General features: G+C 51.6%; 23 protein-coding genes. 21 read left to right on the top strand and 2 right to left on the bottom strand.

The window, feature by feature from the left end:
• The first annotated feature begins 19 nt into the window (after positions 1-19).
• From ACT3R4_RS09505 to mgtE, 11 genes are all read left to right on the top strand, one after another.
• On the top strand, positions 20-949 hold the full coding sequence (locus tag ACT3R4_RS09505; RefSeq protein WP_441678653.1) for a ParB/RepB/Spo0J family partition protein: 930 nt from the start codon (positions 20-22) through the stop codon (positions 947-949).
• Between the two features lie 207 nt (positions 950-1,156).
• Positions 1,157-1,555 carry an ATP synthase subunit I gene (locus ACT3R4_RS09510; protein WP_193056911.1) on the top strand — a complete coding sequence of 133 codons (399 nt, stop codon included), beginning with the start codon at positions 1,157-1,159 and terminating at the stop codon, positions 1,553-1,555.
• Positions 1,556-1,567: 12 nt separating this feature from the next.
• Positions 1,568-2,395, top strand: coding sequence for a F0F1 ATP synthase subunit A (gene atpB, locus ACT3R4_RS09515; RefSeq protein WP_172118722.1), 828 nt, complete (start codon positions 1,568-1,570; stop codon positions 2,393-2,395).
• Between the two features lie 67 nt (positions 2,396-2,462).
• The gene (atpE, locus tag ACT3R4_RS09520; protein ID WP_018918432.1) at positions 2,463-2,690 is read left to right on the top strand and encodes a F0F1 ATP synthase subunit C; all 228 of its coding nucleotides are present in this window, start codon (positions 2,463-2,465) and stop codon (positions 2,688-2,690) included.
• Between the two features lie 77 nt (positions 2,691-2,767).
• Entirely contained in the window at positions 2,768-3,238 is a 471-nt protein-coding gene (locus tag ACT3R4_RS09525; protein ID WP_441678651.1) for a F0F1 ATP synthase subunit B, read from the top strand.
• Between the two features lie 11 nt (positions 3,239-3,249).
• A complete protein-coding gene (locus ACT3R4_RS09530; RefSeq protein WP_441678649.1) occupies positions 3,250-3,786 on the top strand; it encodes a F0F1 ATP synthase subunit delta in 537 nt (178 codons plus the stop codon).
• Between the two features lie 16 nt (positions 3,787-3,802).
• Positions 3,803-5,347 (top strand): F0F1 ATP synthase subunit alpha, encoded by a 1,545-nt coding sequence (gene atpA, locus ACT3R4_RS09535; RefSeq protein WP_441678647.1) that lies wholly within the window; start codon positions 3,803-3,805, stop codon positions 5,345-5,347.
• 65 nt (positions 5,348-5,412) lie between these two features.
• Complete coding sequence (gene atpG / locus ACT3R4_RS09540) at positions 5,413-6,300, top strand: F0F1 ATP synthase subunit gamma (protein ID WP_087107044.1); 888 nt, start codon at positions 5,413-5,415, stop codon at positions 6,298-6,300.
• Positions 6,301-6,373: 73 nt separating this feature from the next.
• Positions 6,374-7,753, top strand: a complete 1,380-nt coding sequence (gene atpD, locus ACT3R4_RS09545) for a F0F1 ATP synthase subunit beta (RefSeq protein ID WP_087107046.1) — start codon at positions 6,374-6,376, stop codon at positions 7,751-7,753.
• 24 nt (positions 7,754-7,777) lie between these two features.
• Positions 7,778-8,206 carry a F0F1 ATP synthase subunit epsilon gene (locus ACT3R4_RS09550; RefSeq protein WP_087107048.1) on the top strand — a complete coding sequence of 143 codons (429 nt, stop codon included), beginning with the start codon at positions 7,778-7,780 and terminating at the stop codon, positions 8,204-8,206.
• A gap of 142 nt (positions 8,207-8,348) precedes the next feature.
• On the top strand, positions 8,349-9,731 hold the full coding sequence (mgtE, locus tag ACT3R4_RS09555) for a magnesium transporter (protein ID WP_087107050.1): 1,383 nt from the start codon (positions 8,349-8,351) through the stop codon (positions 9,729-9,731).
• Positions 9,732-9,742: 11 nt separating this feature from the next.
• On the opposite strand, the gene ACT3R4_RS09560 is transcribed toward mgtE, so the two are convergent.
• Together ACT3R4_RS09560 and ACT3R4_RS09565 are read right to left on the bottom strand one after the other, a co-directional pair.
• On the bottom strand, positions 9,743-10,342 hold the full coding sequence (locus ACT3R4_RS09560) for an undecaprenyl-diphosphatase (protein ID WP_441678644.1): 600 nt from the start codon (positions 10,340-10,342) through the stop codon (positions 9,743-9,745).
• A 58-nt stretch (positions 10,343-10,400) separates the two neighbouring features.
• Positions 10,401-11,594 carry a cation diffusion facilitator family transporter gene (locus tag ACT3R4_RS09565; protein WP_172118714.1) on the bottom strand — a complete coding sequence of 398 codons (1,194 nt, stop codon included), beginning with the start codon at positions 11,592-11,594 and terminating at the stop codon, positions 10,401-10,403.
• A 195-nt stretch (positions 11,595-11,789) separates the two neighbouring features.
• Here ACT3R4_RS09565 and ACT3R4_RS09570 point away from each other — a divergent pair, with 195 nt between their 5' ends.
• From ACT3R4_RS09570 to ACT3R4_RS09615, 10 genes are all read left to right on the top strand, one after another.
• Positions 11,790-12,590, top strand: a complete 801-nt coding sequence (locus ACT3R4_RS09570) for an undecaprenyl-diphosphate phosphatase (RefSeq protein ID WP_172118713.1) — start codon at positions 11,790-11,792, stop codon at positions 12,588-12,590.
• A 9-nt stretch (positions 12,591-12,599) separates the two neighbouring features.
• Positions 12,600-13,718 carry an FAD:protein FMN transferase gene (locus ACT3R4_RS09575; RefSeq protein WP_441678642.1) on the top strand — a complete coding sequence of 373 codons (1,119 nt, stop codon included), beginning with the start codon at positions 12,600-12,602 and terminating at the stop codon, positions 13,716-13,718.
• Positions 13,719-13,723: 5 nt separating this feature from the next.
• Positions 13,724-15,094, top strand: coding sequence for a bifunctional UDP-N-acetylglucosamine diphosphorylase/glucosamine-1-phosphate N-acetyltransferase GlmU (gene glmU, locus ACT3R4_RS09580; protein WP_193056919.1), 1,371 nt, complete (start codon positions 13,724-13,726; stop codon positions 15,092-15,094).
• A gap of 45 nt (positions 15,095-15,139) precedes the next feature.
• Complete coding sequence (gene glmS / locus ACT3R4_RS09585) at positions 15,140-16,969, top strand: glutamine--fructose-6-phosphate transaminase (isomerizing) (RefSeq protein WP_441678640.1); 1,830 nt, start codon at positions 15,140-15,142, stop codon at positions 16,967-16,969.
• A 141-nt stretch (positions 16,970-17,110) separates the two neighbouring features.
• Entirely contained in the window at positions 17,111-17,932 is an 822-nt protein-coding gene (locus tag ACT3R4_RS09590) for a TnsA endonuclease N-terminal domain-containing protein (protein WP_441678638.1), read from the top strand.
• Positions 17,916-19,988, top strand: a complete 2,073-nt coding sequence (locus ACT3R4_RS09595; RefSeq protein ID WP_441678636.1) for a TnsB C-terminal domain-containing protein — start codon at positions 17,916-17,918, stop codon at positions 19,986-19,988. Before ACT3R4_RS09590 ends, ACT3R4_RS09595 begins: the two co-directional genes overlap by 17 nt.
• Complete coding sequence (locus ACT3R4_RS09600) at positions 19,985-21,643, top strand: AAA family ATPase (RefSeq protein ID WP_441678635.1); 1,659 nt, start codon at positions 19,985-19,987, stop codon at positions 21,641-21,643. The genes ACT3R4_RS09595 and ACT3R4_RS09600 overlap by 4 nt, the downstream gene beginning before the upstream one ends.
• 13 nt (positions 21,644-21,656) lie before the next feature.
• A complete protein-coding gene (locus tag ACT3R4_RS09605; RefSeq protein ID WP_441678634.1) occupies positions 21,657-23,213 on the top strand; it encodes a TnsD family Tn7-like transposition protein in 1,557 nt (518 codons plus the stop codon).
• Positions 23,176-24,765 (top strand): Tn7-like element transposition protein TnsE, encoded by a 1,590-nt coding sequence (locus tag ACT3R4_RS09610; RefSeq protein ID WP_441678632.1) that lies wholly within the window; start codon positions 23,176-23,178, stop codon positions 24,763-24,765. Before ACT3R4_RS09605 ends, ACT3R4_RS09610 begins: the two co-directional genes overlap by 38 nt.
• Before the next feature lie 79 nt (positions 24,766-24,844).
• Positions 24,845-25,030: BrxA family protein (locus ACT3R4_RS09615; protein WP_496201212.1), on the top strand; the 186-nt coding region annotated here is incomplete at its 3' end.

Consider the following 25,030-nt stretch of genomic DNA (forward strand, 5'->3'; position numbering starts at 1 on the left):
TTAGTACGAGGGAAAGCGAATGACGCGTAAACGCGCGCTAGGACGTGGCCTGGATGCCCTAATTGGTGCGGGCGCTCGTCGCCGTGACAGCCTGGAACTTACTGGTAGCTCTCCATTGGAAGCTCATGATGAGGCGTCATCCGTGATGGTGGCCTCGGATGCGGCTTCTGAGCGTTTGGAGCGCCTTCCGCTTGGTCAGTTAACCCGTGGCAAGTATCAGCCGCGGCGTGATATTCAGCCAGAAGCGCTTGAAGAACTTGCCGATTCTATTCGTGCCCAGGGCGTAATGCAGCCTATTGTGGTACGCCCTATTGGCGAAGATCGCTATGAAATTATTGCTGGTGAGCGGCGCTGGCGTGCAGCGCAGCTGGCCGAGCTTGACGTTATCCCCGCGGTTATTCGTGAGGTAAGTGACGAAGTTGCCTTGGCACTGGCGCTGATTGAAAATATTCAGCGTGAAAACCTCAATGCCATCGAAGAAGCGATGGCGCTTAAACGGCTGGGTGATGAGTTTGAATTAACCCAGCAGCAGATTGCTGACGCGGTCGGTAAATCCCGCACTCAGGTCGCCAACTTACTGCGCTTGCTGGCACTGGATCCTGAAGTCCAAACGCTGCTAGAGCGAGGTGACCTGGATATGGGCCATGCGCGTGCGTTGCTATCACTTAACAGCGTTCAGCAGCGCCAAGTGGCTCATGAAGTGGTGAATAACGATCTCACCGTGCGGTCCACCGAAGCGTTGGTTAAAAAGGTACAGGCCAGCCAAAGCGTTGAAAAAACGCCAAGCCAGCCAAGTAAAACAGCGGATGTCTCGCGTCTGGAGACGCAGCTAGGCGAACTGCTTGGTGCCCCCGTTTCAATTGACCATGGCAACCGGGGGAAAGGCAAAGTGACCATCCGCTATACAAGCCTTGATGAACTCGACGGAATACTGGCGCATATTAAATAGGCTGCTTATTAATTAAATAGCAGGCTTATTAAGAAAACGTTAAAAAGTAGCTAATTTTCACCCTTTGGTCGCAAGTTGTCTCCTAAACACGTTAAATACGAGCAACTTTGGTTGAAGGTGTGATAGCGCTTCCCTATAATCGCGCAAGATTTGTGCAGGTTGCTTATCAACAGCCTAAGCAACCATTCGCTGGCAGGGTGCTGGGCAATGGTAGAACGTGTTGAAACCCAGCGCAGGAAGGCGTATGTCATCCGGCTTTTTACCGCACAGCTAATCGTGACGGTGGTCGGTATGTTGATGGTCTACCCTGTAGCGCGCATGCCGGGCGTTTTCTCCGTGGTAACAGGTGCGCTGGTGGCCTTGCTACCCCATGCTTTTTTTATACAGCGAATGGGTATATTGCACAGTAAGCGAACATCGCGTAGCGCTGTTCATTTGTTTCGTGCCGAAGCAGGCAAGTTTGGTTTGACGGTGGCACTGTTTAGCGCAGTGTTTGTTGTAGTGCCCCCCTCAAACCCCGCTTTCTTTTTTAGTGCTTATGTGGCGATTGTTCTGATGCATGGGCTAACGCCGTTGTTTATGCGCAGACATCGCACACTTGATTGAGGTGATATCTCTATGGCCGCAGGAAACGAAGTCTCGACGACTTATTATATCCAGCACCACTTGCAGAACCTGACCTTTGGGCATCACCCGGTGAATGGTTGGTCGCTGGCGCATTCCGCTCAAGAAGCGAGCGAAATGGGCTTCTGGGCGATCCATCTGGATACCATGGGCTGGTCAATCGCTATGGGGGTACTGTTTCTCTGGGTATTCCGTAAGGCGGGAAAAGCGGCGACCACTGGCGTGCCTGGCGGTCTGCAAAACGCAGTTGAAATGGTGGTCGAGTTTATCGATAACCTGACGCGCTCAACGTTCCATGGACGCAACCCGCATATCGTACCGCTGGCCATTACGCTATTCATCTGGATACTGCTGATGAATAGTCTCAAGATTATTCCGGTCGACTACTTCCCGGTACTGTTTAGCAAGCTCGGTGTGGAGTACATGAAAATTGTACCTACCACCGACGTAAATGCCACGCTAGGCATGGCGTTGGGCGTATTTGGCCTGATTTTGTACTACAACTTCAAAGTGAAAGGCGTTGGCGGTTTTGTCAAAGAGCTCTCCCTGACCCCGTTTAATCACTGGGCACTGATTCCTTTCAACCTGGTGCTGGAAATTGTATCGCTACTGGTCAAGCCGTTCAGTCTGGCCATGCGTCTTTTCGGTAACATGTTTGCCGGTGAAGTTATCTTCATTTTGATTGCCATGCTGCCGTTTTGGGCCATTTGGGTACTGGACGTGCCATGGGCAATTTTCCATATCCTGGTCGTCACGCTACAGGCCTTTATCTTTACCACGCTCACCATCGTTTATTTGAGCGCGGCGCACGAACACCACTAACCAAGCAAAGCTAACGCTTTCATTAACCCACAACCCTTAACCAAAACTTAAACTCAGGAGCAACATCATGGAAATGGTTTATCTTTCTGCTGCCATCATCATCGGTCTAGGCGCATTGGCTACTGGTATTGGCTTCGCTATTCTGGGCGGCAAACTGCTTGAGTCTACTGCACGTCAGCCCGAGCTGGGTGACCAGTTGCAAACCAAAACCTTCATCATGGCAGGTCTGTTGGACGCTGTACCGATGATCGGTGTTGGTATTGCGATGTACCTGATCTTCGTTGTTGCCGGTTAATGATTGCTTTACCGGGCGGTTAGCCGCTCGGTTTTGTTTCACTCCGGTCGCCACGAACTTGTCAGAGGTACATCCCTGTGAATATCAACATGACGCTTATCGGGCAGACGATCGCCTTCGCGATCTTTGTCTGGTTTTGCATAAAGTACGTGTGGCCTCCGATCAGCAACGCGCTTAACGAGCGTCAGAAAAAAATTGCTGATGGCTTGGATGCAGCCAGCCGTGCTACTCGTGATCTTGAGCTAGCTCAAGAGCGGGCAGAACAGACGCTGCGTGAGAGTAAGGAACAAGCTTCACAGATCCTTGAGCAAGCTAATAAGCGCTCTGCTCAGATGATCGAAGAAGCTCGCGAGCAGGCCCGCGCAGAAGGTGAACGTCTCATGACGGGCGCACGTTCTGAAATCGAGCTTGAAGTAAATCGCGCGAAAGAAGAGTTACGTGCCCAGGTATCTCATCTGGCCATCATCGGCGCTGAGCGTGTATTGGAAGCTTCTGTCGATGAAAATGCGCATCGCGAGCTGCTTAATAAGCTGGCTGCCGAACTGTAAGGAGGTGAATTATGGCGGAATTACTTACCGTCGCTCGTCCTTACGCAAAGGCGGCGTTTGAACACGCGCGTGATAATGATGTGCTTGATAGCTGGTCACAGGCGCTGGGTTTTTTAGGCACTGTTGTGGCCGATAGCGACGCTCGACGTCTGCTGGGTAGTCCCAAAATCGAGAATGCAAAGAAAGTTGCCCTTCTGGTTGAAATGCTTCCAGAAACGCTGGGTGATGCACTGTCTTGCTTTTTGGAGGCTGTGGCTGACCAGGACCGTTTAATGGTCCTGCCTTTTATCGCTGAACAGTTTGAGCGCCTGCGCGCTGAACACGAGCAGCGTATAGAGGTAATGGTAACGTCAGCGTATAAGCTGACAGCCGCACAAAAGACCAAGCTATCCAACGCGCTCAAGAAACGTCTGAATCGCGAAATCTCCATTACTACTCAGGTAGATAAGTCGCTCATCGGTGGTGTCATCCTGCGTGCTGGCGATACCGTCATTGACGGGTCGGTACGTGGTCGACTGAACCGCCTTTCCGAAGCGCTAACCGCTTGAGTCTGAGGGACATGGCATGCAGCAATTGAATCCTTCCGAGATCAGCGACATCATCAAGCAGCGAATTGAGAAGCTTGACGTCGCATCTGAAGCTCGTAATCAGGGCACCATCGTAGGTGTTTCCGACGGTATCGTGAAAATTCACGGCCTCGAAGACGCCATGTTTGGTGAAATGATTGAATTTCCTAATAGCGTTTTTGGCATGGTACTTAACCTGGAGCGCGACTCCGTAGGTGCCGTTGTCCTGGGCGACTACCTGCTGCTTGAAGAAGGCATGACCGCGAAATGCACCGGTCGTATTCTTGAAGTACCGGTAGGCCCTGAGCTGATTGGCCGTGTTGTTGATGCGTTGGGTAACCCCATCGACGGCAAAGGCGATATCAACGCTAAAATGACCGACGCGGTAGAAAAAGTAGCGCCTGGCGTTATTACCCGTCAGTCGGTTGATGAGCCGATTCAAACCGGCTTGAAATCCATCGACGCCATGGTGCCGATCGGTCGTGGTCAGCGTGAGCTGATTATCGGCGACCGTCAGATCGGTAAATCCGCCATTGCCATTGATGCGATCATCAACCAGAAAGGCAAAGGCGTTACCTGTGTCTACGTTGCCATTGGTCAGAAACAGTCGACCATCGCCAACGTTGTGCGCAAACTCGAAGAGCATGGCGCGATGGAACATACCATCGTCGTCGCTGCGGGCGCTGCCGATCCGGCTCCGATGCAGTTTCTCTCCGCGTATTCCGGTTGCACCATGGGTGAGTACTTCCGTGACCGTGGCGAAGACGCGATGATCGTGTATGACGATCTTTCCAAGCAGGCAGTGGCATACCGTCAGGTATCCCTGCTGCTGCGTCGCCCGCCAGGCCGTGAAGCCTATCCCGGTGACGTGTTCTATCTCCACTCGCGTCTGCTTGAGCGTGCGGCACGTGTCAACGTCGACTACGTTGAGAAGTTCACCAACGGTGAAGTGAAGGGCAAAACCGGTTCCTTGACCGCGCTGCCGATCATCGAAACCCAAGGTGGCGACGTTTCTGCGTTCGTTCCGACCAACGTGATCTCGATCACCGACGGTCAGATCTTCCTGGAAACCAGCCTGTTTAACTCCGGTATTCGTCCGTCGATTAACGCAGGTTTGTCCGTATCGCGCGTGGGCGGTGCTGCCCAGACCAAGATCATCAAAAAGTTAGGTGGTGGTGTTCGTCTGGCCTTGGCTCAGTACCGTGAACTGGCTGCGTTCTCGCAGTTCGCTTCTGACCTTGACGAAGCGACCCGTAAGCAGCTTGAGCACGGTCAGCGCGTCACCGAACTGATGAAGCAGAAACAGTATTCGCCGATGTCGGTTGCAGAAATGGCGCTGTCTCTCTACGCCGCTAACGAAGGTCACATGGATGATGTGAGCGTCGATAAAGTGTTGGACTTCGAACGTGCCCTGCACGATTACATGAAGTCTGAGCACGGCGACCTGCTCGACAAAATCAACCAGACCGGCGACTACAACGGCGAGATTCAAGACGGCTTGAAGTCGGGTCTCGAGAAGTTCAAGGCGACTCAGAGCTGGTAATGTCCGGCCCGCCTGTGGGCGGGCTTGCCTACTTTCTGAGAGTCACGAACGAAAGGTAGATCGCTATGGCAGCTGCAAAAGAGATACGCACCCAGATCGGGAGCATCAAAAATACGCAGAAGATCACCAGTGCCATGGAAATGGTGGCTGCATCGAAAATGCGTAAAGCACAAGATCTGATGAAGGCTGGCCAGCCGTATGCCAAGCAGATTCGCAACGTCGTAGGCCACATTGCTGACGCTAACCCCGAATATCGCCACGATTACATGATCGAGCGTAACGAGGTGAATCGCGTAGGCTACATTGTGGTGTCTACTGACCGCGGTTTGTGCGGCGGCTTAAACGTCAACCTGTTCAAGGCCGTGGTGAAAGATGCCCGTGTCTGGAGCCAGGAAGGCGCTGAGCTGGACTTCTGTGCCCTTGGCGCGAAAGGCAGTGCTTTCTTCCGTAACTATGGCGGCAACTTGATTGCAGCCAAGAGCGGATTAGGTGAAGCACCCACGGTCGAGGGTCTGATCGGTAGTATCAAGGTCATGCTCGAAGCGTACGATGAAGGACGTCTTGATCGCCTGTACGTGGTGTACAACGAATTCGTTAACACCATGACGCAACGCCCGGTTGTGCGTCAGCTTCTTCCTCTGTCGCCTGATATGGGCGCAGACGCTAAACATGACGAAGAAAACGCCCGTCCCGAAAGCTGGGACTACCTGTATGAACCGGATGCCAAGGCGTTGCTAGACAGCCTGTTGGTTCGATTCATCGAATCGCAGGTGTATCAGGCGGTAGTCGAAAACGGTGCGTGCGAACAGGCCGCCCGGATGATCGCTATGAAGAGTGCCACTGATAACGCGGGCAACCTGATCGACGATCTGGAGATGGTTTACAACAAGGCCCGTCAGGCCGCCATCACCCAGGAAATTTCTGAGATCGTCGGCGGCGCTTCAGCCGTATAACGCCTAGGGAGCTGCCCAATAAAGCGGCTCCTGGCAGACAGGTTTCATTTGCAGGTTTTTGAGAGGAACCAAGATGAGCGGACGTATCGTACAAATCATCGGCGCGGTGATTGACGTAGAGTTTCCGCGGGACTCTGTGCCCAAGGTCTACGACGCGCTGAAGGTCTCTGAAAAAGAGACTGTCCTCGAAGTCCAGCAGCAGTTGGGCGACGGCGTGGTACGCACCATTGCCATGGGCTCCACTGAGGGCTTAAAGCGTGGCTTGGACGTAGCCAACACAGGTGCCGCGATTTCCGTACCGGTAGGTAAGGAAACGCTGGGTCGTATCATGAACGTACTCGGCGAGCCGATTGATGAAGCGGGTGAGATCGGTGAGCAAGAGCGTATGCCGATCCACCGTAAAGCACCCAGCTATGCCGACCAGGCAGCTTCTAACGAGCTTTTGGAAACTGGTATCAAGGTTATCGACCTGGTCTGCCCGTTTGCCAAGGGTGGCAAGGTTGGCTTGTTCGGCGGTGCGGGTGTTGGTAAAACCGTTAACATGATGGAGCTTATCCGCAACATCGCCACCGAGCACAGCGGCTACTCTGTATTCGCCGGTGTGGGTGAGCGTACGCGTGAGGGTAACGACTTCTATCACGAAATGACCGAATCCAACGTTATCGATAAGGTATCGCTGGTTTACGGCCAGATGAACGAGCCGCCCGGTAACCGTCTGCGCGTTGCGCTGACCGGTCTGACCATCGCTGAAAAATTCCGTGATGAAGGCCGCGACGTTCTACTGTTCGTCGATAACATTTACCGTTACACCCTGGCCGGTACAGAAGTATCTGCACTGCTTGGTCGTATGCCGTCTGCGGTAGGTTATCAGCCGACGCTAGCCGAAGAGATGGGCGTTCTTCAGGAACGTATCACCTCGACGAAATCGGGTTCAATCACCTCCGTACAAGCGGTATACGTACCGGCGGATGACTTGACCGATCCATCTCCGGCAACCACCTTCTCGCACCTGGACGCGACCGTTGTACTGGCCCGTTCCATTGCTGAGCTAGGTATCTACCCGGCCATCGACCCGTTGGACTCTACGTCGCGTCAGTTGGATCCGCTGGTGGTAGGTGATGAGCATTATGCGGTTGCTCGTGGCGTGCAGAACGTTCTGCAGCGTTACAAGGAACTGAAGGATATTATCGCTATTCTGGGTATGGATGAGCTGTCTGATGAAGACAAGCTGGCCGTTTCTCGGGCGCGTAAAATTCAGCGTTTCTTGTCGCAGCCATTCTTCGTTGCCGAGGTATTCACTGGCTCACCCGGTAAGTATGTTTCTCTGAAAGATACTATCCGTGGCTTCCAGGGCATCCTCAATGGCGAGTATGACGATATGCCGGAACAGGCCTTCTACATGGTCGGCTCCATCGACGAAGCGGTCGAAAAAGCCAACCAGATGAAGAAGTAATCCCGTCCATTAGGGGGATTCGCTATGGCGAATAGCTTCACTTGCAATATCGTCAGCGCAGAGGCATCTATCTTCTCAGGCAGTGTTGAGCAGGTAGTTGCTTCCGGGATGATGGGTGACCTGGGTATTTTGCCGGGTCACGCCCCGTTACTGACGGAGCTTCAGCCGGGCCCGATTCGTGTCATTCACGACAATGGCAAGGAAGAGAACTTCTTTGTCTCGGGTGGCTTTATGGAAGTCCAGCCGGATGTCGTTACGATTCTGGCAGACGCCGCAACGCGGGCCAGCGACCTCAATGAGGCCGCTGCCGAAGAAGCGCGTCAGGAAGCGCTGAAAGCCTTTAATGAGAAGTCATCGGAGCTGGATTATACCCGTGCCTCCGCTGAACTTGCCGAAGCCGTTGCACAGCTGCGTACGATCCAGCAGCTGCGCAAAAAGGCAGGTAAAGGCTAACACTACGCGGTAAGCGTGAATAAAACGCCCCTTGAACCCGTTAGGGTTTAAGGGGCGTTTTTTTTGTCTGGTACACTTGTCATAAGCATTTAGTAGCATAATGCTTGTCAGCACTGACTCGTCTGCAGAGAAGGAGAACGCGATGTCATTGAACGATGAAATCTTGCAGGAATTAAAAACCGAGCTGCTTGACGAGCTGGTCAAAGAGGAACCGAAAAGAGAGCTATTATCCGAACGCTTGGCCGAAATTCGTTCGGCAGATATTGGTGAGGTGCTTGAAGAGCTTATCGAGGAGGACGAAGAGCTGTCCGCAGCGCTTTCAGTGCTCGATATACTTTCTACAGAACGCGCCGCTAATGTGCTTGGCTACCTGCCGGGTGAAAGTCAGCTGGAAGTCGTGGGTGAGCTAAAGGACACCCAGGTACTTAAGCTGTTGGAAGAGATGGGCTCTGACGAACGGGTGGACCTGTTCAATCTTCTGGATGAAGATCGCCGAGAAGCGCTGTTACGGCGCATGGCACATCAGGAGCGGGAAGATCTCAAGCGGCTGGCAGGCTACGAGGAAGGCACTGCAGGCGCCATTATGACCTCTGACTATGTGGCGATAGCCAGTGGCATGACGGTGTCTCAGGCAATGATGCGCGTACGCCAGACTGCTCCGGATGCCGAGACGGTCTATCAGCTCTATATCCTGGACAACGATGGCAGGCTGATTGGCACGATGTCCCTGCGTCAACTGATGATTGCCAGGCCCGGCGCGTTGGTTGACGACATCATGATCAAGGATGTGATCAGCACCGCCGTGGATGAAGCGCAGGAAGAAGTAGCTCGCATCGTGGCACGTTATGACCTTTTGGCACTGCCGGTGATTGATGCCGAAAACCGTATGGTGGGTATCGTTACTCACGATGATGCGATGGACGTGGCAGAGTCGGAAGCTACCGAAGATATCCACAAGGGGATGTCGATTGGCCAGTTGGAAGATGGCGTTAGCCGTGTATCGCTGTGGAGCCTGTACCGTAAACGGGTGACGTGGCTAGTAGTACTGGTCTTTGCCAACCTGTTTTCCGGCGCGGGTATTGCTCACTTTGAAGATATTATTGCCGCCCAGGTGGCGCTGGTATTCTTCCTGCCCTTGTTGATTGGTAGTGGCGGTAACGCAGGCGCTCAGGCGGCAACGCTGATGGTTCGCGGTATGGCAACCGGTGATGTAGGCGTTAAGGACTGGAGTAAAATGCTCGGCCGTGAGCTGTTGGTAGCTGGCTCCCTGGGGCTGACCATGGCCATCGCCGTCGCTCCCATCGGTATACTGCGTGCAGGCAACGAAGTCGCTATTATCGTCTCCCTCAGTATGGTCACTATCGTACTGTTTGGCAGCCTGCTGGGCATGTGCCTGCCGTTTGTACTGGAGCGCTTCAAGGTCGACCCGGCAGCTGCCTCTGCGCCGCTGGTCACCACCTTAATTGATGCCACCGGGGTATTGATTTACTTCTCTATTGCAACGGCAATTCTTACTAGCTTATAGCGAACAGCTGGCTAACGCTTCACCCAGCCACGGCGGATAAGCGGCGCGAACAGCCAGTGATAAAGGCGCTTGGCGATGTGCTCATAAACCGGTAGCACTAGCCAGGCGCGGTTGAAACCCACCAGCACGGCCATAACGGCTGACAAAAGGGCAGCGCCTGCCATATCCTGGGGAAAGTGGACGCCCAAAAAAATCCTTGCCCAGCCGACGGGAATGGCCAAGAGCAGAAGAAGGCTGCCGATACGTCGGGTGTAGCGGTGCAGCATCAAGCTAAAGCCCATAGTTAGAATGATCGTTAGATGATTACTGGGAAAGGCAGGGGTTGGCGCATGGGCCATCAACGTGGTGCCTACCGGTACCGCAAAGGGTCGGGGCATCGGCCACAGCATCCCGATGATGCCACTTATCGCTAAGGCCAGCAGTATCGCTATCAGCGCCTCCAGCAGAGGCTGCTTGAGCTGTTCACCGCCACGCAGCCAGCCGATTAGCAGTAACGCAGGTAGTAGCCACATCAATTCAACGGCGCACCCATGAGTAAACATGATCAGCCACGCAGGGGTGTCAGCGGCGGCGTTGAGCCTTTCAAACAAGGTAAGGTTAAGCGTATTCATTCCGTACCGAAACCATAAGGCCCGTCAGGTGGTTGAGTATTTGGCGTTTAGCGAACGGCTAGCGCATCGCGCTACTGGCCGCTCGGGTGATAAACATGACTTCCACATGACCGAGCCACTCGATATCACTGGCGAGCGCTTTGAGCTGGCTAGCCAAACATTGCGGGGGCTGATGTACCGCATCGCCGATAATCAGCGATACGGACACTTTGTCATCTAAGTAGTGCAGTTGAAGCTCGTTTAACGTGCGCCACACCGGATGCGCGTACCAGCGTTGGTCAAGCGCGGCCTCAACTTCGGGGCGTAGTGGCAGGCCTGGCATTCGGCTGGGGTCCCCTTCTCCAGCGTCATCTTCAGGGTCAACGTGGAAAATAACGTCGGTGAGTAGCGGAAACTCATGACGTAAACGGCGGCTGACCTCATTACCTATCTCATGGGCTTCTGAAACGGTGATTTTAGGTCCGACCACGACATGCAAATCCACCATTACCCAGCCTGCCGACTGGCGAGTACGAAGGTCATGCACGCTATCCACGCCCGGTACGCTACAGGCTACGTCGTGCATTTGGCGCTGGGTGTCTTCAGGCAGTGCAGTATCGACTAATTCCCGCGCAGACTCCCACAGTAAATCCCAGCCAACCTTGCCTACCAGCAGGCCAACCACAATGGCGGCAACGGCATCCAGCCAGCCCAAGCCAAACTGAGCACCAATCAGTGCGACCAGCACCACCGCAGTAGACAGGGCATCGCTACGGGAGTGCCAGGCGTTAGCCTCCAGCAGCTTGGATTTTACCCGCTTGGCGACGCGCATGGTGTAGCGAAAAATCCACTCTTTACTGATCAGGGCAATAAACGTAATCACAATCGCCACAATGCCAGGCGCGGTGACTTCTGTGCCGCTAAACAAGCGCTCCAGGCTTGACCAGGCAATACCGCCTGCCACAAAGATCAGTACGCTACCCAACAGCAGCGTGGTGAGTGTTTCGATGCGCCCGTGACCATAGTGATGGTCGTTGTCGGGCTCCTGACGCCCGTAATGAATGGCGGCCAGTACAAAACCATCGGTGATTAAGTCGGAGAGCGAGTGGATGCCATCGGCAATCAGTGCGGCAGAACCCACCCAAAAACCGACCACCACTTTGACAATACTAAGCACACCATCCAACCAGGCACCGATATAGGTGACGCGCTTGGCTTCCTGATTATCTAGCTCGTGGTTGGGAACCACTGGCGTTTCAACGGTCTGAGTCATGGAATACCTGACAAGGGAGCGCTTTCAATAAAGCATTATTGTAGCGCACTGCAATATGATCTCTTAAGCCCTTTGTTCTAAGCAGGCTAATACGCAATACAAAACGATGGCAGCCATGGCGGACAATCCCCTAATGGAGGTGTATCCTTATGCGCCATTGTCATTCAACCACCCTTTTGATGTATAGGATGACCCATGGAGTGGCTCCAAATAGTGGTACTTGCTGCTGTGCAAGGGATAACGGAATTCTTGCCTGTCTCAAGCTCGGCGCACTTGATTTTAGTACCCGTATTAACCTCTTGGGAGGACCAAGGGCTTGCTTTTGATGTCGCGCTCCACTTGGGCAGTTTAAGCGCGGTAGTGGTCTATTTCCGGCATGAAATTTGGCAAATGATAGCGAGCAGCCTGGCAGCGCTGCGTGGCCGGGGGATCAATAAAGATGCCAGGCTCGCGATCTGGGTCACGCTTGCCACGCTGCCTGTGTGTATCATCGGTTTTCTGCTTCGTGATGTTATCTCGGTGTATATGCGCTCCACGGTTATCATCGCGCTCAGCCTGATTGGCTTTGGCCTGTTACTGGGGTACGCCGACTGGAAAAAACGCGGTACCCGCAGTGAATACCAAATGCAGCTAAAAGATGTGCTGATCATTGGCGGCGCCCAAGCGTTGGCGCTCATTCCGGGCACATCACGTTCAGGGATTACCATCACCGCCGCCCTTCTGGTAGGTATGAGTCGTGAAGGGGCTGCGCGGTTCTCCTTTTTACTTTCCATCCCGGTAATCGTATTAGCCGGTGGGTTAGAAGCCGTTGAACTTTTACATCAGCCCCAGTCAGTCGATTGGCTATCCATGGCGGCCGGAACGCTATTGTCCGGTGTTATTGCGTACCTGTGTATTCACTATTTCCTCGTTATTATTAAAAAAATGGGGATGCAGCCTTTTGTTGTTTATCGCGTACTGTTTGGTGCGTGGCTCCTCTGGTTTTTTTACATGTAGAGTAAGCTCATGACCCTATTTATGCCTGAATCAACACGGTTAACAGTAAAAGCGGTATGCATTATGTCGCTGTTACTGTTGGTTGGCTGTTCAGAAAAAGATCGTCCTTTGGAGTCGCCTGTCCGTTTAGAGGGCGGCATCTTTGGCACGTTTTATCAGGTAACCATTAGTGACCCGCTAACCCAGGAGCAAGCCAGCCATCTGGAAGCCGGTTTTTTGGAAGAGCTTGAACGTGTTGATGTGTCCATGTCGACGTATAAAGATGACTCTGAGCTAAGCCTGTTTAACCAGGCGCCGCTTAATGAGTGGCAGCCACTTTCCAACGAGCTAATTGAAGTACTGGCGATAAGCCGCTCGGTGTCTGAACAAAGTAACGGCGCGTTTGATATGACCGTTGGTGGTCTGGTCAATTTATGGAGTTTTGGTCCTGAGGCTCGCCCGCAAGAAGCCCCTTCGGAGCACCAGCTGGCCGAGTGCTTGGCCGAAGTGGGCTTTGATGCTGTAGCGATCGATACTCAGGCCATGCAGGCACGTCGTGAGCGTGATGTTTATGTGGATCTTTCCGGTGTCGCCAAGGGGCATGCAACCGACCGCGTGGCAGCGTACCTAAACCAGCAAGGGATAGAGGGTTATTTAATTAACCTGGGGGGAGATATGCTGGCGCACGGCTATCGTGATGATCAAGAGACGCCTTGGCGCGTAGGTATTGAAACGCCGCAAAGCGGCGCGCCACAAGCACAGCATATTGTGCCTCTTCACGATATGTCGGTAGCGACCTCTGGGGATTATCGCAATTACTTTGAGGCTGATGGGCAGCGCTTTTCACATACCATTGATCCACGTACCGGGCGGCCTGTCTCGCATAATCTTGCATCGGTATCGGTTTTCCATCCATCCAACGCCTGGGCCGATGCCTGGGCCACCGCGTTATTGGTAGAAGACAGCGATACCGGTATGGAAGTGGCCGTTGCGCAGAATCTGAGTGTATTAATGCTGATCCGCGATGGCGACCAGTGGCAGAGTATTGCAAGCCCTGCTTTTGTTGATGAGTTTGGCGAAGAACTCATCAATGAAAGCGGTATTGGTCAGTGGGCGTCTCCTAACGTGCGTCACGCAGAAGAAGGGTAATGAGAATGCAAAAAGCGCTAGATGTAGTGATTCTCGCAGCGGGTAAAGGCACGCGGATGCGCTCACACATGCCGAAGGTGCTTCACTCCTTGGCGGGAAAACCCATGGTGTCGCACGTGCTGGAAACCGCGGCGAGCCTAAGCCCTGCACGCACGCAGGTCGTCATTGGTCACGGCGCTGAGCAGCTGCGTCACGCATTGGCGGATGAAAACGTCACGTTTGCCGTGCAAGAAGAGCAGAAAGGCACGGGGCATGCCGCCGCTCAAGCATTGAATGAACTGGGTGACGGCATTGTTTTGATACTGTATGGCGACGTACCGCTCATTCAAAGTGAAACGCTGACAGCGCTGTTGGCCCATGTGAACGAACAACAGATGGGATTGCTGACGGTTACGCTGGACGACCCCACTGGCTATGGCCGTATTGTGCGCAATGCGGCGGGCGATGCGGTGGCGATTGTAGAGCAAAAAGATGCCAATGACGCCGAGCGTGCCATCACCGAATGCAACACCGGCATCATGGCGATGACCAGTGCCCAGTTGGCGCGTTGGTTGCCTAAGCTTTCCGATGACAATGCTCAGGGTGAATACTACCTGACCGATGTGATCGAAATGGCGGCTAAAGAGGGGGTTAAAGTTTGCACCGAGCAGCCAGCTCACGCCGTTGAAGTAGAAGGGGTTAATAATCGTGCCCAAATGGCGCGGTTAGAACGCGTTTACCAAGCGCGCCAAGCGGACCTGTTAATGGAGCAGGGCGTGGCACTGGCTGATCCTACAAGGATCGACGTGCGCGGAAGCCTCTCCTGTGGTCACGACGTGTTTATTGACGTGGGCTGCATTTTTGAAGGTGACGTGACGCTGGGTGATGGCGTTAGTGTAGGGCCTTACTGCGTGATCAAAAACAGCGCCATCGGTGCTGAAAGTAGCATTGATAGCCACACTGTTATTGACCAAACGAAGATGGCTGGCCATAACCAGGTGGGGCCTTATGCGCGTCTGCGCCCCGGTACGCGCATGGCGGTTAATGCCAAGGTGGGCAATTTTGTAGAAACCAAAAACGCCGAGGTAGGCGAGGGTAGCAAAATTAACCACTTAAGCTATGTTGGCGATGCCCGCTTGGGGCGTAACGTTAATATTGGTGCGGGCACAATTACGTGCAACTATGACGGCGTTAACAAGCATCACACTGAGATCGGCGATCATGCCTTTATTGGCTCTAACAGCGCACTGGTAGCCCCGGTTAGTGTGGGGGCAGGTGCAACCATAGGCGCTGGATCCACCATAGCAAAAGATGTCCGTGAGCGGGCCTTAGCGGTGACGCGAGGCAAGCAGCTGGAAAAGGCCGATTGGGTGCGTCCTACTAAAGCTGGCAAGTAAACGCGTGGTACATCGCTACTTTAATTTATCCTGGGAGAACGGTTTATGTGTGGCATCGTCGCTGCTGTAGCGCAACGTAACGTGCAAGACATACTGTTGGAAGGGCTTAAGCGCTTGGAGTATCGCGGTTACGATTCAGCGGGCATGACGGTGTTGAACGATCATAACCAGCTTACTCGTCATCGCGCAGTGGGTAAGGTCGTAGCCCTTGAGAACGAGCTGAATAGTGCACCGCTGCCGGGAGCGTCAGGGATTGCTCACACGCGCTGGGCAACTCACGGAAAGCCTTCAAAAGCCAATGCCCACCCGCACCATAGCGGTGACTACGTCAGCGTGGTGCATAACGGCATTATTGAAAACTACGAATATATAAAAGAGACGCTGCAGGCAAGTGGCTATACGTTTAGCTCGGAAACCGACACCGAAGTCATTACGCATTTGCTAGCGGACAAGTTGCAGAGTGGTCTCAGCTTGTTTGAGGCAACCCAGCAAATTGTGAATGGTCTGGGCGGGGCGTATGCGCTGGGCGTTATGAGTGTCAAGGAGCCGGGCATAGTAGTAGGTGCACGTCAGGGAAGCCCGCTGGTGGTAGGTGTGGGTATGGGGGAAGCGTTTTTAGCCTCAGACCCGCTTGCCTTGCTACAAGTAACGGATCGCTTTATTTATCTGGAAGAAGGCGATGTGGTCGAGTTAAGCGAAAAGGGGACTATCCGGATTGTCGATAAAGATGGCAGCTCAGTAACACGGTCGGTACACGTTTTTGAGCATGGCGATGGTGTTGCCAGCAAAGGCAACTATCGCCACTACATGCTTAAAGAAATCTTCGAGCAGCCCACCGTGATTGAGGCGGCCCTGGAAGGGCGTTTGAGCGCGGACAGTGTGTTGGTCGAGAGCTTTGGCCCCGATGCTCAGGCACTATTCCAGAAAACCCGCCAGGTCCATATCATTGCCTGTGGCACCAGTTATCACGCGGCGATGGTGGCCCGCTACTGGCTCGAACGTTATGCAAGCGTGCCGGTACAGGTTGAGGTGGCCTCCGAGTATCGTTATCGCCACCCGGTCGTACCTTCCGATACGCTGTTCGTAACGCTCTCCCAGTCGGGTGAAACCGCTGACACGCTGGCGGCACTGCGTTTTGCCAAGACTCTGAACTATGTCGGCTCGCTGGCTATTTGCAACGTACCGGGAAGCTCCCTGGTGCGTGAATCAGATATGACCCTGATGACCCGTGCAGGCCCGGAAATTGGCGTTGCCTCCACAAAAGCGTTTACCACTCAGTTGGTGGCACTATTGCTTCTAACGCTGGCGATAAGCAAAGCGAAGGGGCAGGAAGAGCATGCAGGTATTGTGAAGGCGCTGCATTCGCTTGCTGATATTTGCCAACAAGTACTGGCCCTGGACAGCCAGATTGAGCAGCTCTCCCAGGCGTTTGCTGAAAAGCACCATGCGCTGTTCCTGGGCCGTGGTGCGCACTACCCGATTGCACTGGAAGGCGCGCTTAAGCTTAAGGAAATCTCCTATATTCACGCAGAAGCGTACCCAGCCGGTGAGCTTAAACACGGCCCGCTGGCGCTGGTAGATAGCGAGATGCCGGTGATATCCGTCGCACCCAATGACGACCTGTTGGAAAAGCTAAAATCCAACCTGCAGGAAGTCCGTGCCAGGGGCGGCCAGCTGTTTGTATTTGCCGATGAGAACGTGGGTATCAAGCCGCATGACAATATCCGAGTCATTGAGCTGCCGCATATTCACGAAGCCTTGGCACCGCTTTTATATACGCTTCCTCTCCAGCTTTTGAGCTACCACGTCGCAGTGCTTAAAGGTACCGATGTCGATCAGCCGCGTAACCTGGCGAAAAGCGTGACGGTCGAGTAAACCACTGCCGGCTGGTATCAAACGGTGTGGGATGGTAATAAAGTTGGTAACAAGGCAATAAAGTTGGTAACAAGGTAAAAGAGTTGGTAACTTTTGGTCGATGTGGCAAGGTTAGGCTATTCTCCTCGGGAGCAATAGAGAATGGCCAACTACAAACTTGACAAGAAAACTGAAAAATGGATCAAAGAAGAGCGCGGCAAAGGCAGCGGTAAGGATTACCGGCCTTGGCTGACGGTCAGAGATCTATCCTCCAAGGGGCGTTCGCACCGCGTGATGGGTCACCTTACAGGGCGAACCCATCATTTCTTCTCCGATGCAGAACTGGCAGCTTTCCTGTTGCTTGAATGGAATCCCTCTGTCACCGACATTCGCGAGCAATTTCCTCTCCGAATAGAAGACACCCTATCACTCGCAGAGGAAGCCAGCATTCGCCACCCTGAGGCAGGGGGATTCCATCAGGTCATGTCTAGCGATTTGGTCGTTGATCTTTCCATGCCAACCGGGCCACAGAGATTGGCCATCCAGGTAAAAGTTTCCTCTGACCTGATGGATCCACGAACTGTCGAAAAGCTCGAACTTGAGCGCCGGTATTGGAAAATTAAAGGTATCCCCTGGTATCTGATAACTGAGAAGCAGATGCCTCGCACCATAATGGAAAATCTGGATCTGCTTTACTCGGCACGAGTACACAGCGAAAGTATGGAAGTGTTGTTTCAGAGCATGCCGGTCTACGCCAATATATTGGCACAAAATCCGAACACCAGGCTTCCGGAGATAGGCATGCTGGTTGACCAGTCTTACTCGCTTGAGCCGGGGACATCGCTTGCTCGATTACGGGCGCTAGCGGCTTTAAGAGCGTTGATATTTGATATATCAATCCCATGGAGCAAGCTGATCTCACAAGACCTGCATGTGGTTGATAATGTCGCGTTACTGAGGGCTAGTTATGCTGCGAATCAATGACGTCTTTGAGCTGGGGCAAGACCGGTACCGGATATTGGCGCTGGCGGGACAGCATGCTATCTGGATAAATATTGACTCGGATAAATCCTGGCCGGAGGTGGTCACGACGATTCAGATTGAACACTGGATATTTGATGAAACACTCCGCCGGACAGAGGATCCATATCAGGAACTCGCCTCGCTATCTGTGGAGCGTGGCAGTAAATCCCAGATAATTCGAGATCAGAGGTATGAATTAATTGCCCCTTTGCTCGCTGACGAAGAAGTTTTTTACCGCAGGGGTCGGGGCCGATTAGTCCAGTCGCGTAGCGATGAGACCGGAAAACCGAGAAAATCGCTTTATAAAAACCTTCGGCAGTACTGGCAGCGCGGTACGATGCCTAACGCACTGCTACCTGATTACTGGAAGTCCGGAGGAAGGGGTCAAAAAAAAATTTCTAAGAAGAAATTAGGTCGGCCCCGAAAAATCTCGCCGGGTACGGGAATTACTGTCGATTCCTCCATCGAAAAGATGTTCCGCTTGGTGCTTGATCGTCACTACGTCAATGATAAGGGGCACTCTCTGCCATACGCCCATCGACGATTTATCGATATGTTCGAGGCAGCCAATCCGAATGTACGACCTGAAGATTATCCAACGCTGGATCAAATAAGATATTTTTACCGCCGAGAGTATGGAAATGCGGACCGCATTCGCCTCAGGGCAAATAAAATCTCCTACCAAAAAGATATCCGTCCACTAATAGGAACTGCGACAACAGGGGTACTGGGGCCCGGCTCTAGGTATGAAATTGATGCGACGATTGCAGATATTTACCTGTTATCTGCTGATCGACAACGAATCATTGGTCGTCCTACTCTGTATGTGGTGGTAGATGTTTTCAGCCGCATGGTAGCCGGCTTCTATGTAGGGTTGGAAAACCCTTCATATGTGACAGCAATGCATGCTTTGGCCACATCCATGCTGGATAAAACTGAGCTATGCGGTCACTACGGTTTCGAAATCACACCAGAGCAATGGCCTACGGTCGGAATACCGGATGCAATCTTGGCAGACCGAGGTGAGCTGCTGGGCCATCAGATTGAGTCATTGGAAAAAGCCTTTGCCGTCCGAATCGAAAATACCCCGCCATACCGCGGTGATGCAAAAGGCATAGTTGAGCGCTATTTCCGCACTTTGCAGGCTGAATTTAAACCGTTTGCACCGGGTGTAGTTACTGGTAGTAGAGTCAGAAAGCAGGGCGGTAAAGACTATCGTTTAGATGCAACGCTGACCATGGATGATTTTACTCGAATCATGTTGGCTTCCATTCTGCACCGGAATCAGAACGCAATATTGCCGAAGTATGATCGTAATTCAGATATGCCCAGTGATATGGCGCTAACCCCGCTCAATATCTGGAATTGGGGAATAAAAAATCGGACCGGAAGATTAAGAGCTGCTTCTGAAGAAGCTCTGCGCATTGCTTTGCTACCAAGACAAAAAGCCTATTTATCTGATTTGGGTGTGAGCTGTTTTGGTGCTTACTACACATCCAAGGAATTATTGGCATCTGGTTGGCTGCATCGTAATGGAGAGCACAGAGTAACCAACTTGTATGCGGCCTATGACCCAGCAGTTGCTGACAATATCTATCTTTTTCCCGAAGAAGGTAGCTCGGAATACTGGGTGTGCTATCTGACAGATCGTTCACGCCAATATCGAGATAAGACGATGTGGGAGCTTTGGGCGAGTCAGGAACAGCAGCGGCAAGCTGCCAGCTCTGCACAGGTTGCTGAAACCACAAGCAAGCGAAATCTTGAAAATCTGATCAGTCAAACAATCAAGGACGCTGAACGTTCACGCCCTAGCGGGTTTAAACAATCCAAAGCAGAGAAAGTCAGGGGTATACGCGATAATCGTAAGCAGGAACGCGATACTCAGAGGGCTGAGCAGAAAAAAGTTAGGCAACCTGACAGTAATACAACTAAATCTGACGTAACCTATCTGCATGGCAAGCCTGATGATGGTTCTTTTCCTGACTTTCTTGATGACCTGTTTGGAGATGATGAATGACTCTGCCCTCAGGTATGGTGAATGCGATTTATCGGGAAACATGTGTTCCCCATTACCAGGCTAATCCGCTGATAGAGGCTTTGCCCCCAATTCTCGAACGTAAGCAGCTAAGAGCAGCTTTAGGTGGAAAAATTGAACACCGGCCAGCGGACATTTTTTTGGACGGGCAGACTAGAATACATGTCATTTCCCAGCTTCTGGATAGTTTTTTTCAACCATTAGCACGTCATATAGAATTAGAATCAAAGATCTCGATCATGCTACGGCAGGGATACGTTGGCAGAAACCTGGCGACAGGTGACCTTGCCACTCATGTTCAGAATGGCTACGAGCGGATTATGCAAGGGGATTTATCAGCATTTCGCTTTGATCATGTGGAATCGACAGCAAAAAGTCTCGCGTTTATTGGCTGCTCTGGCTCAGGGAAAACCAGCTCTCTGAACCGTATTCTGGCAACCTATCCCCAGTTGATTCATCACCCAGAATACAACTTTATCCAGATTGTTTTCCTGAAAATTGATTGCCCACATGATGGGTCTCTCAAAAGCCTGTGTCACAATTTTTTCCGTGAAATTGATGCAATTCTCGCCACCAACTACGTCAAGCGCTACGTTGAGAAACGACATAGTGTCGAGACTTTGATAGCCATGATGTCTCACTTGGCAAATACCCATGCAATCGGGTTATTAGTGATAGATGAAATTCAGCATTTAAGTCTGAGGGCGTCAGGTGGGGCAGAAAAGATGCTGAACTTTTTTGTGACTCTGGTGAACGAGATCTCAATCCCGGTCGTCATGGTTGGTACCCCCAAGGCACGGCCTATTTTTGAAATGGATTTACGTTCTGCACGAAGAGGTGCCGGATTTGGCTCCATTCTCTGGGAACCTCTTAGCCAGGCTGATTCAGCAGAAAATATCTTGCGTACAGAATGGGGAGCGTTCACCAATAAGCTTTGGAAATATCAGTGGCTCACCAAAGCCAGTGAGGAGATTTCAGCGGAGCTACGGGAATTGTGGTTCGATCTGTCACAGGGCATTATGGATGTAGTGATCAAACTGTTCGTGCTATCCCAAATCCGCGCAGTTGTGACCGGTACCGAGCGCATTACACCCAGTATCATGAAAGCCGTGTACCGGGATGAATTGAAACCCATTCATCCAATGGTCGAAGCCCTGCGGTCCGGTGACCCGAGCAAAATAGCACGGTATTCCGATTTGACGATTCCTGATGTCGACATGAGAATCTTGGAACTCAGTAACCTTCTTGAATCCAGCAAGGATCAAATCCGAAAAGCGAGCCTCTATCGAGGTAACGAGCAGGCAATACGATTGCATAACATGTTGGTAGACATGGGCTATGAATCGGATTTGCTTGAACCATTGATTGAAAGAGCTTTTGAGCAATATTCTAACCTGATGGTCAGGGATCTTATGCCCATGATATTGAACTGGTATCAATCGACGGGTAAGCCTGAACCTGCTGTTAGAAAAAAGAACTTACCGACTGCTAAACCCAGTATTTGGAACACACTCGACTCCGATGACCTCAGGTTTATGCACTCTCAGGCAGCCAATGAAGAGCAAATGTTAGATGGGCTGGAGCAGTCAGGAGTAGTTTTCGATACGCAAAACTGGCTGCATCTTTGTAAGGTATAGGGAGGCCATTGGTATGTTGAACTTTCCGCTCCCATACTCAGAAGAGTTGCTGTATAGCATGGTTGCCAGAGCCGGGATACGACATGGGATTACCAGCCCTAAACAACTGCTGGATGAGGTCTACGGTAACCGTAAGATCATCGCAACGCTGGACTTACCTAACCAACTGGAAAAGGTTGTGCGCTGGCTGCCGCAGGACTATGACTTGGAAGCCATAGCGTACCTGCACACTCTGTTTCCGCTGTATGCTCCGTTTATTCCCGAAGAGCGCCGAAAACGTTGCTTGGGATGGATGGCTGATGAATCTCAAGGCGCGATACACCTCGCTATGGGGGTAACGGCCTCTATTGTTAAAGTTCCGGACCATGTTCGATACTGCCCAGGATGTTTAAAAAATCAGCGAAGTGATGTTGGTGAGTATTTCTGGAAGCGTGAATGGCAGGTGGCTGGTGTAGAGTGCTGCGAGAGGCACGGAAAATTATTGAATACAGCGCTTATACGTCCTCTGATAAAGCGGCATCGTTACCATGCAGCATCACCGGAAGCCTGTCCGTTATTTCCTCAGAAGCCAGCTTGTAAGCAATCTTTGCTAATATTGAAACAAGTTCAGCAGCTGCTACGCCAAGAGGTGGAAGTATCACCGAGTTTTGAGCAGTGGTCACGGCATTACTATTTTCTTGCTGAGCAATATGGCTTTACTCGTGGTCAATATCAGATTGACCACTCAGCTATATATGCCAAGGTGTTAGCAAACTGGTCCCCAGATTTCCTTCAACGCTATGACTTGATGCTCCGTTCTGGAGATGAAGCTGAGACTTTCTGGCTTCGCTCAATATTTCGTAAGCACCGAAGGACGTTCAGCTATCTTCAGCACTTGGTTGTTCATGATGCACTGCTGCCTAAGGGGTGGAGCATCAACCAGATACTCGCGTCGGTACGGCAGATATTGATTGAAAAACCGGCTTTTCAGTTGGACAGAGATGTCGTTGAAAAAAAGACTGAACTGACCCCAGACCAACAGCAATGGATGGGCCTGTTGGTGCTACACAGCCCTAAAGAAGCAAGGCAATTAGGTTCGGCCTTGTATGCTCGATTGTACCGATATGACCGATTCTGGCTTATACGGGTTAATAGTGATCACCAGTTATTGAAAAGACGGGAAAGAAAACCTCGGGTTGATTGGCAGCAGCGTGACCAGAAATATCTGAAGAAGCTCAAAAATATTATTCGTTTTCTACAGTCTAGCCAGTCCGGACCTCGGCGTTCTAGAAATTTTTTTCTGAAACGTCTTGGGAACAGCTCAACACTGGAAAAGAAGCTGCATTTATTGCCTGAAACGGCTTATCTTCTGGTAAAAGTTGCTGAAAGCGTTGATCAGTACCAGATCCGGCGGATCAACAACGCCAATAAAGAATTGAAGAATCTCTATGATTACCCACCTCGCTGGCGTGTTCTGCGTAGCTCTGGGCTGAGTGAAGAAAGGCTCACCAGGCCAGCAAGGAAATATCTGAAACGACTGGAAGCAGGCCAAGATGAAGTTCAAAGGAATCAAAAACGACAGTGTCGTTGAAGCAATTGGCTCGTTTCAGCGCCGTCTTGATAGCTCGGACTGGAGAGTTTGTATTAAGTTTCAGCCTAAACAGCAGAAGGAGTCATTAGCTATTTCTCAGCTAACGGCTTTGGCTCGGCGGCGTGTGCTGAACGCAATAGAAGAGCGGAAGCCTGCAGGGTATGAAGCCAATATAAAAATAGGAGATGCAACCCAGTGGGAGCATCGACGAATAAGTGACTGTCCAATTCCTGCAGTTGCTAACCGGGAGGATAAAGATCAATGGTCTTTCTACTTTGAGGATGGTGGCGTTACCTACTACTTGCCCCAGCTGGAGTTGGCTCGGGTCCTTTTCTTTCATTATGCATACCTGAGCCGTTTAGCTATGGTCCCAGGTGGACTGAATGAGGAGTTTGACGTTCAGGAAGATGAACCGGAAGGCTATGCCAAGATAAACATTCTTCCGACCAGCTCTTTGCCCATCTATGCGCGTGAAAGTCACGAATTGCGCCGGTTGCTCGCTTGGATCCTTTTAGACAAGAACGCCCGTAATTCTTTCGAGAGTATTGCGAACTATCAACTAAAAGAAGGGGAAGATAATGGAAATCACAGAAGCTGGAAGTTCCGTTTTGCTCCGCCGGCATTGGAAAACGTACGACTTACCATGCGTGGGCACTTTGATCGTGAGCGTAGAGCTTTTTTTGTTTACGAGATTCATGGTCTAGAAAATCTGGTGAGTAGTGGGCCAGAGTACATAGAGTTCTATGATCCTGGCTTTAGAACACCGGTGCCAGGTAAAGGTGTAGGAGCCGAAAACACTCCACTTCCTGCAGAGCAGCAGTTGATTGATGATGACGAAGATCCCTCAACTGAAGGTAAAGAGCGAGTATTTCGATTACCTAGTGTGAGTTTTTCCTTTGCTAACCCTGCGCATACAACTCGAATGGGTGTGGGGTCTCGTCGATCTGCTAGCGCCTCAAGTGTATCTGAACCAGCAGAAGCTCAAGATCTCGACCAGTCTGAGGTCAGTACTGATGAGCGGACTATTAAAGGGCAGTTATCGGCTGCGGTGTTTGATGCAGTTGAGGATCAGAGCGACGACCTCCACCATTACACCCATAGATTTGAAGCTTTCGCTGAAATGGTGGAAATCTTAGAAGCCAAAGGGTGCGTACTATTGGATTCAGAGATCAGGAGATTACCAGAAATAGCTGGTTTTTCAAAACACTTGCTGGTAAATGGCAATCCACGTTGTTTATCATTTCGACTCTTAAGTATAGAGAAGCAGAGATTTATGCTATTGGAGATCGATACATTCGATAACAAAACTAAGCTCTCGACACTATTATTAAAGCAGCCAAGTATAGGCTTTGATTGGGCGAAAAAGCTATCTCAGCTGGAAAAGAAATTGGTTAAAAGTTCTTTGGTATGGCCCAGAAAGTACCTAGATGATAAGTTTAAAAATCACTATGATCGGATACCTCACCCGAAATCTGATTCATCTAAAAATAATTTATTAGATTCTAATTCTATACAGCATTGGGCTGACAGGGTATACGGCTATTTAAAGTAAATTAACTATTATAATTTTTTGCGCCAAGTCAGAAACGTAACATCTGAATGGTGCTTCTATTGCGAATTAACCAGAGCATATGGCCTTTGTGAATACTGATTCCCATGACTTCCACTACGACTCTGACCTCATCGGCGGCTCGCTGATGGTGCGCGAGAGCCGCATCGTGGCGGATTTGCTGCTGGCTGACGTTGATGATGCTGCTTGGAAGTCGGCCATTCTCGACGACAACCGCCTTCAGAAAGCGCGTCCAGCAACGGCAAAA

The sequence above is a fragment of the Halomonas sp. AOP7-E1-9 genome (assembly GCF_052376035.1).
Lineage (GTDB): Bacteria > Pseudomonadota > Gammaproteobacteria > Pseudomonadales > Halomonadaceae > Vreelandella > Vreelandella citrativorans.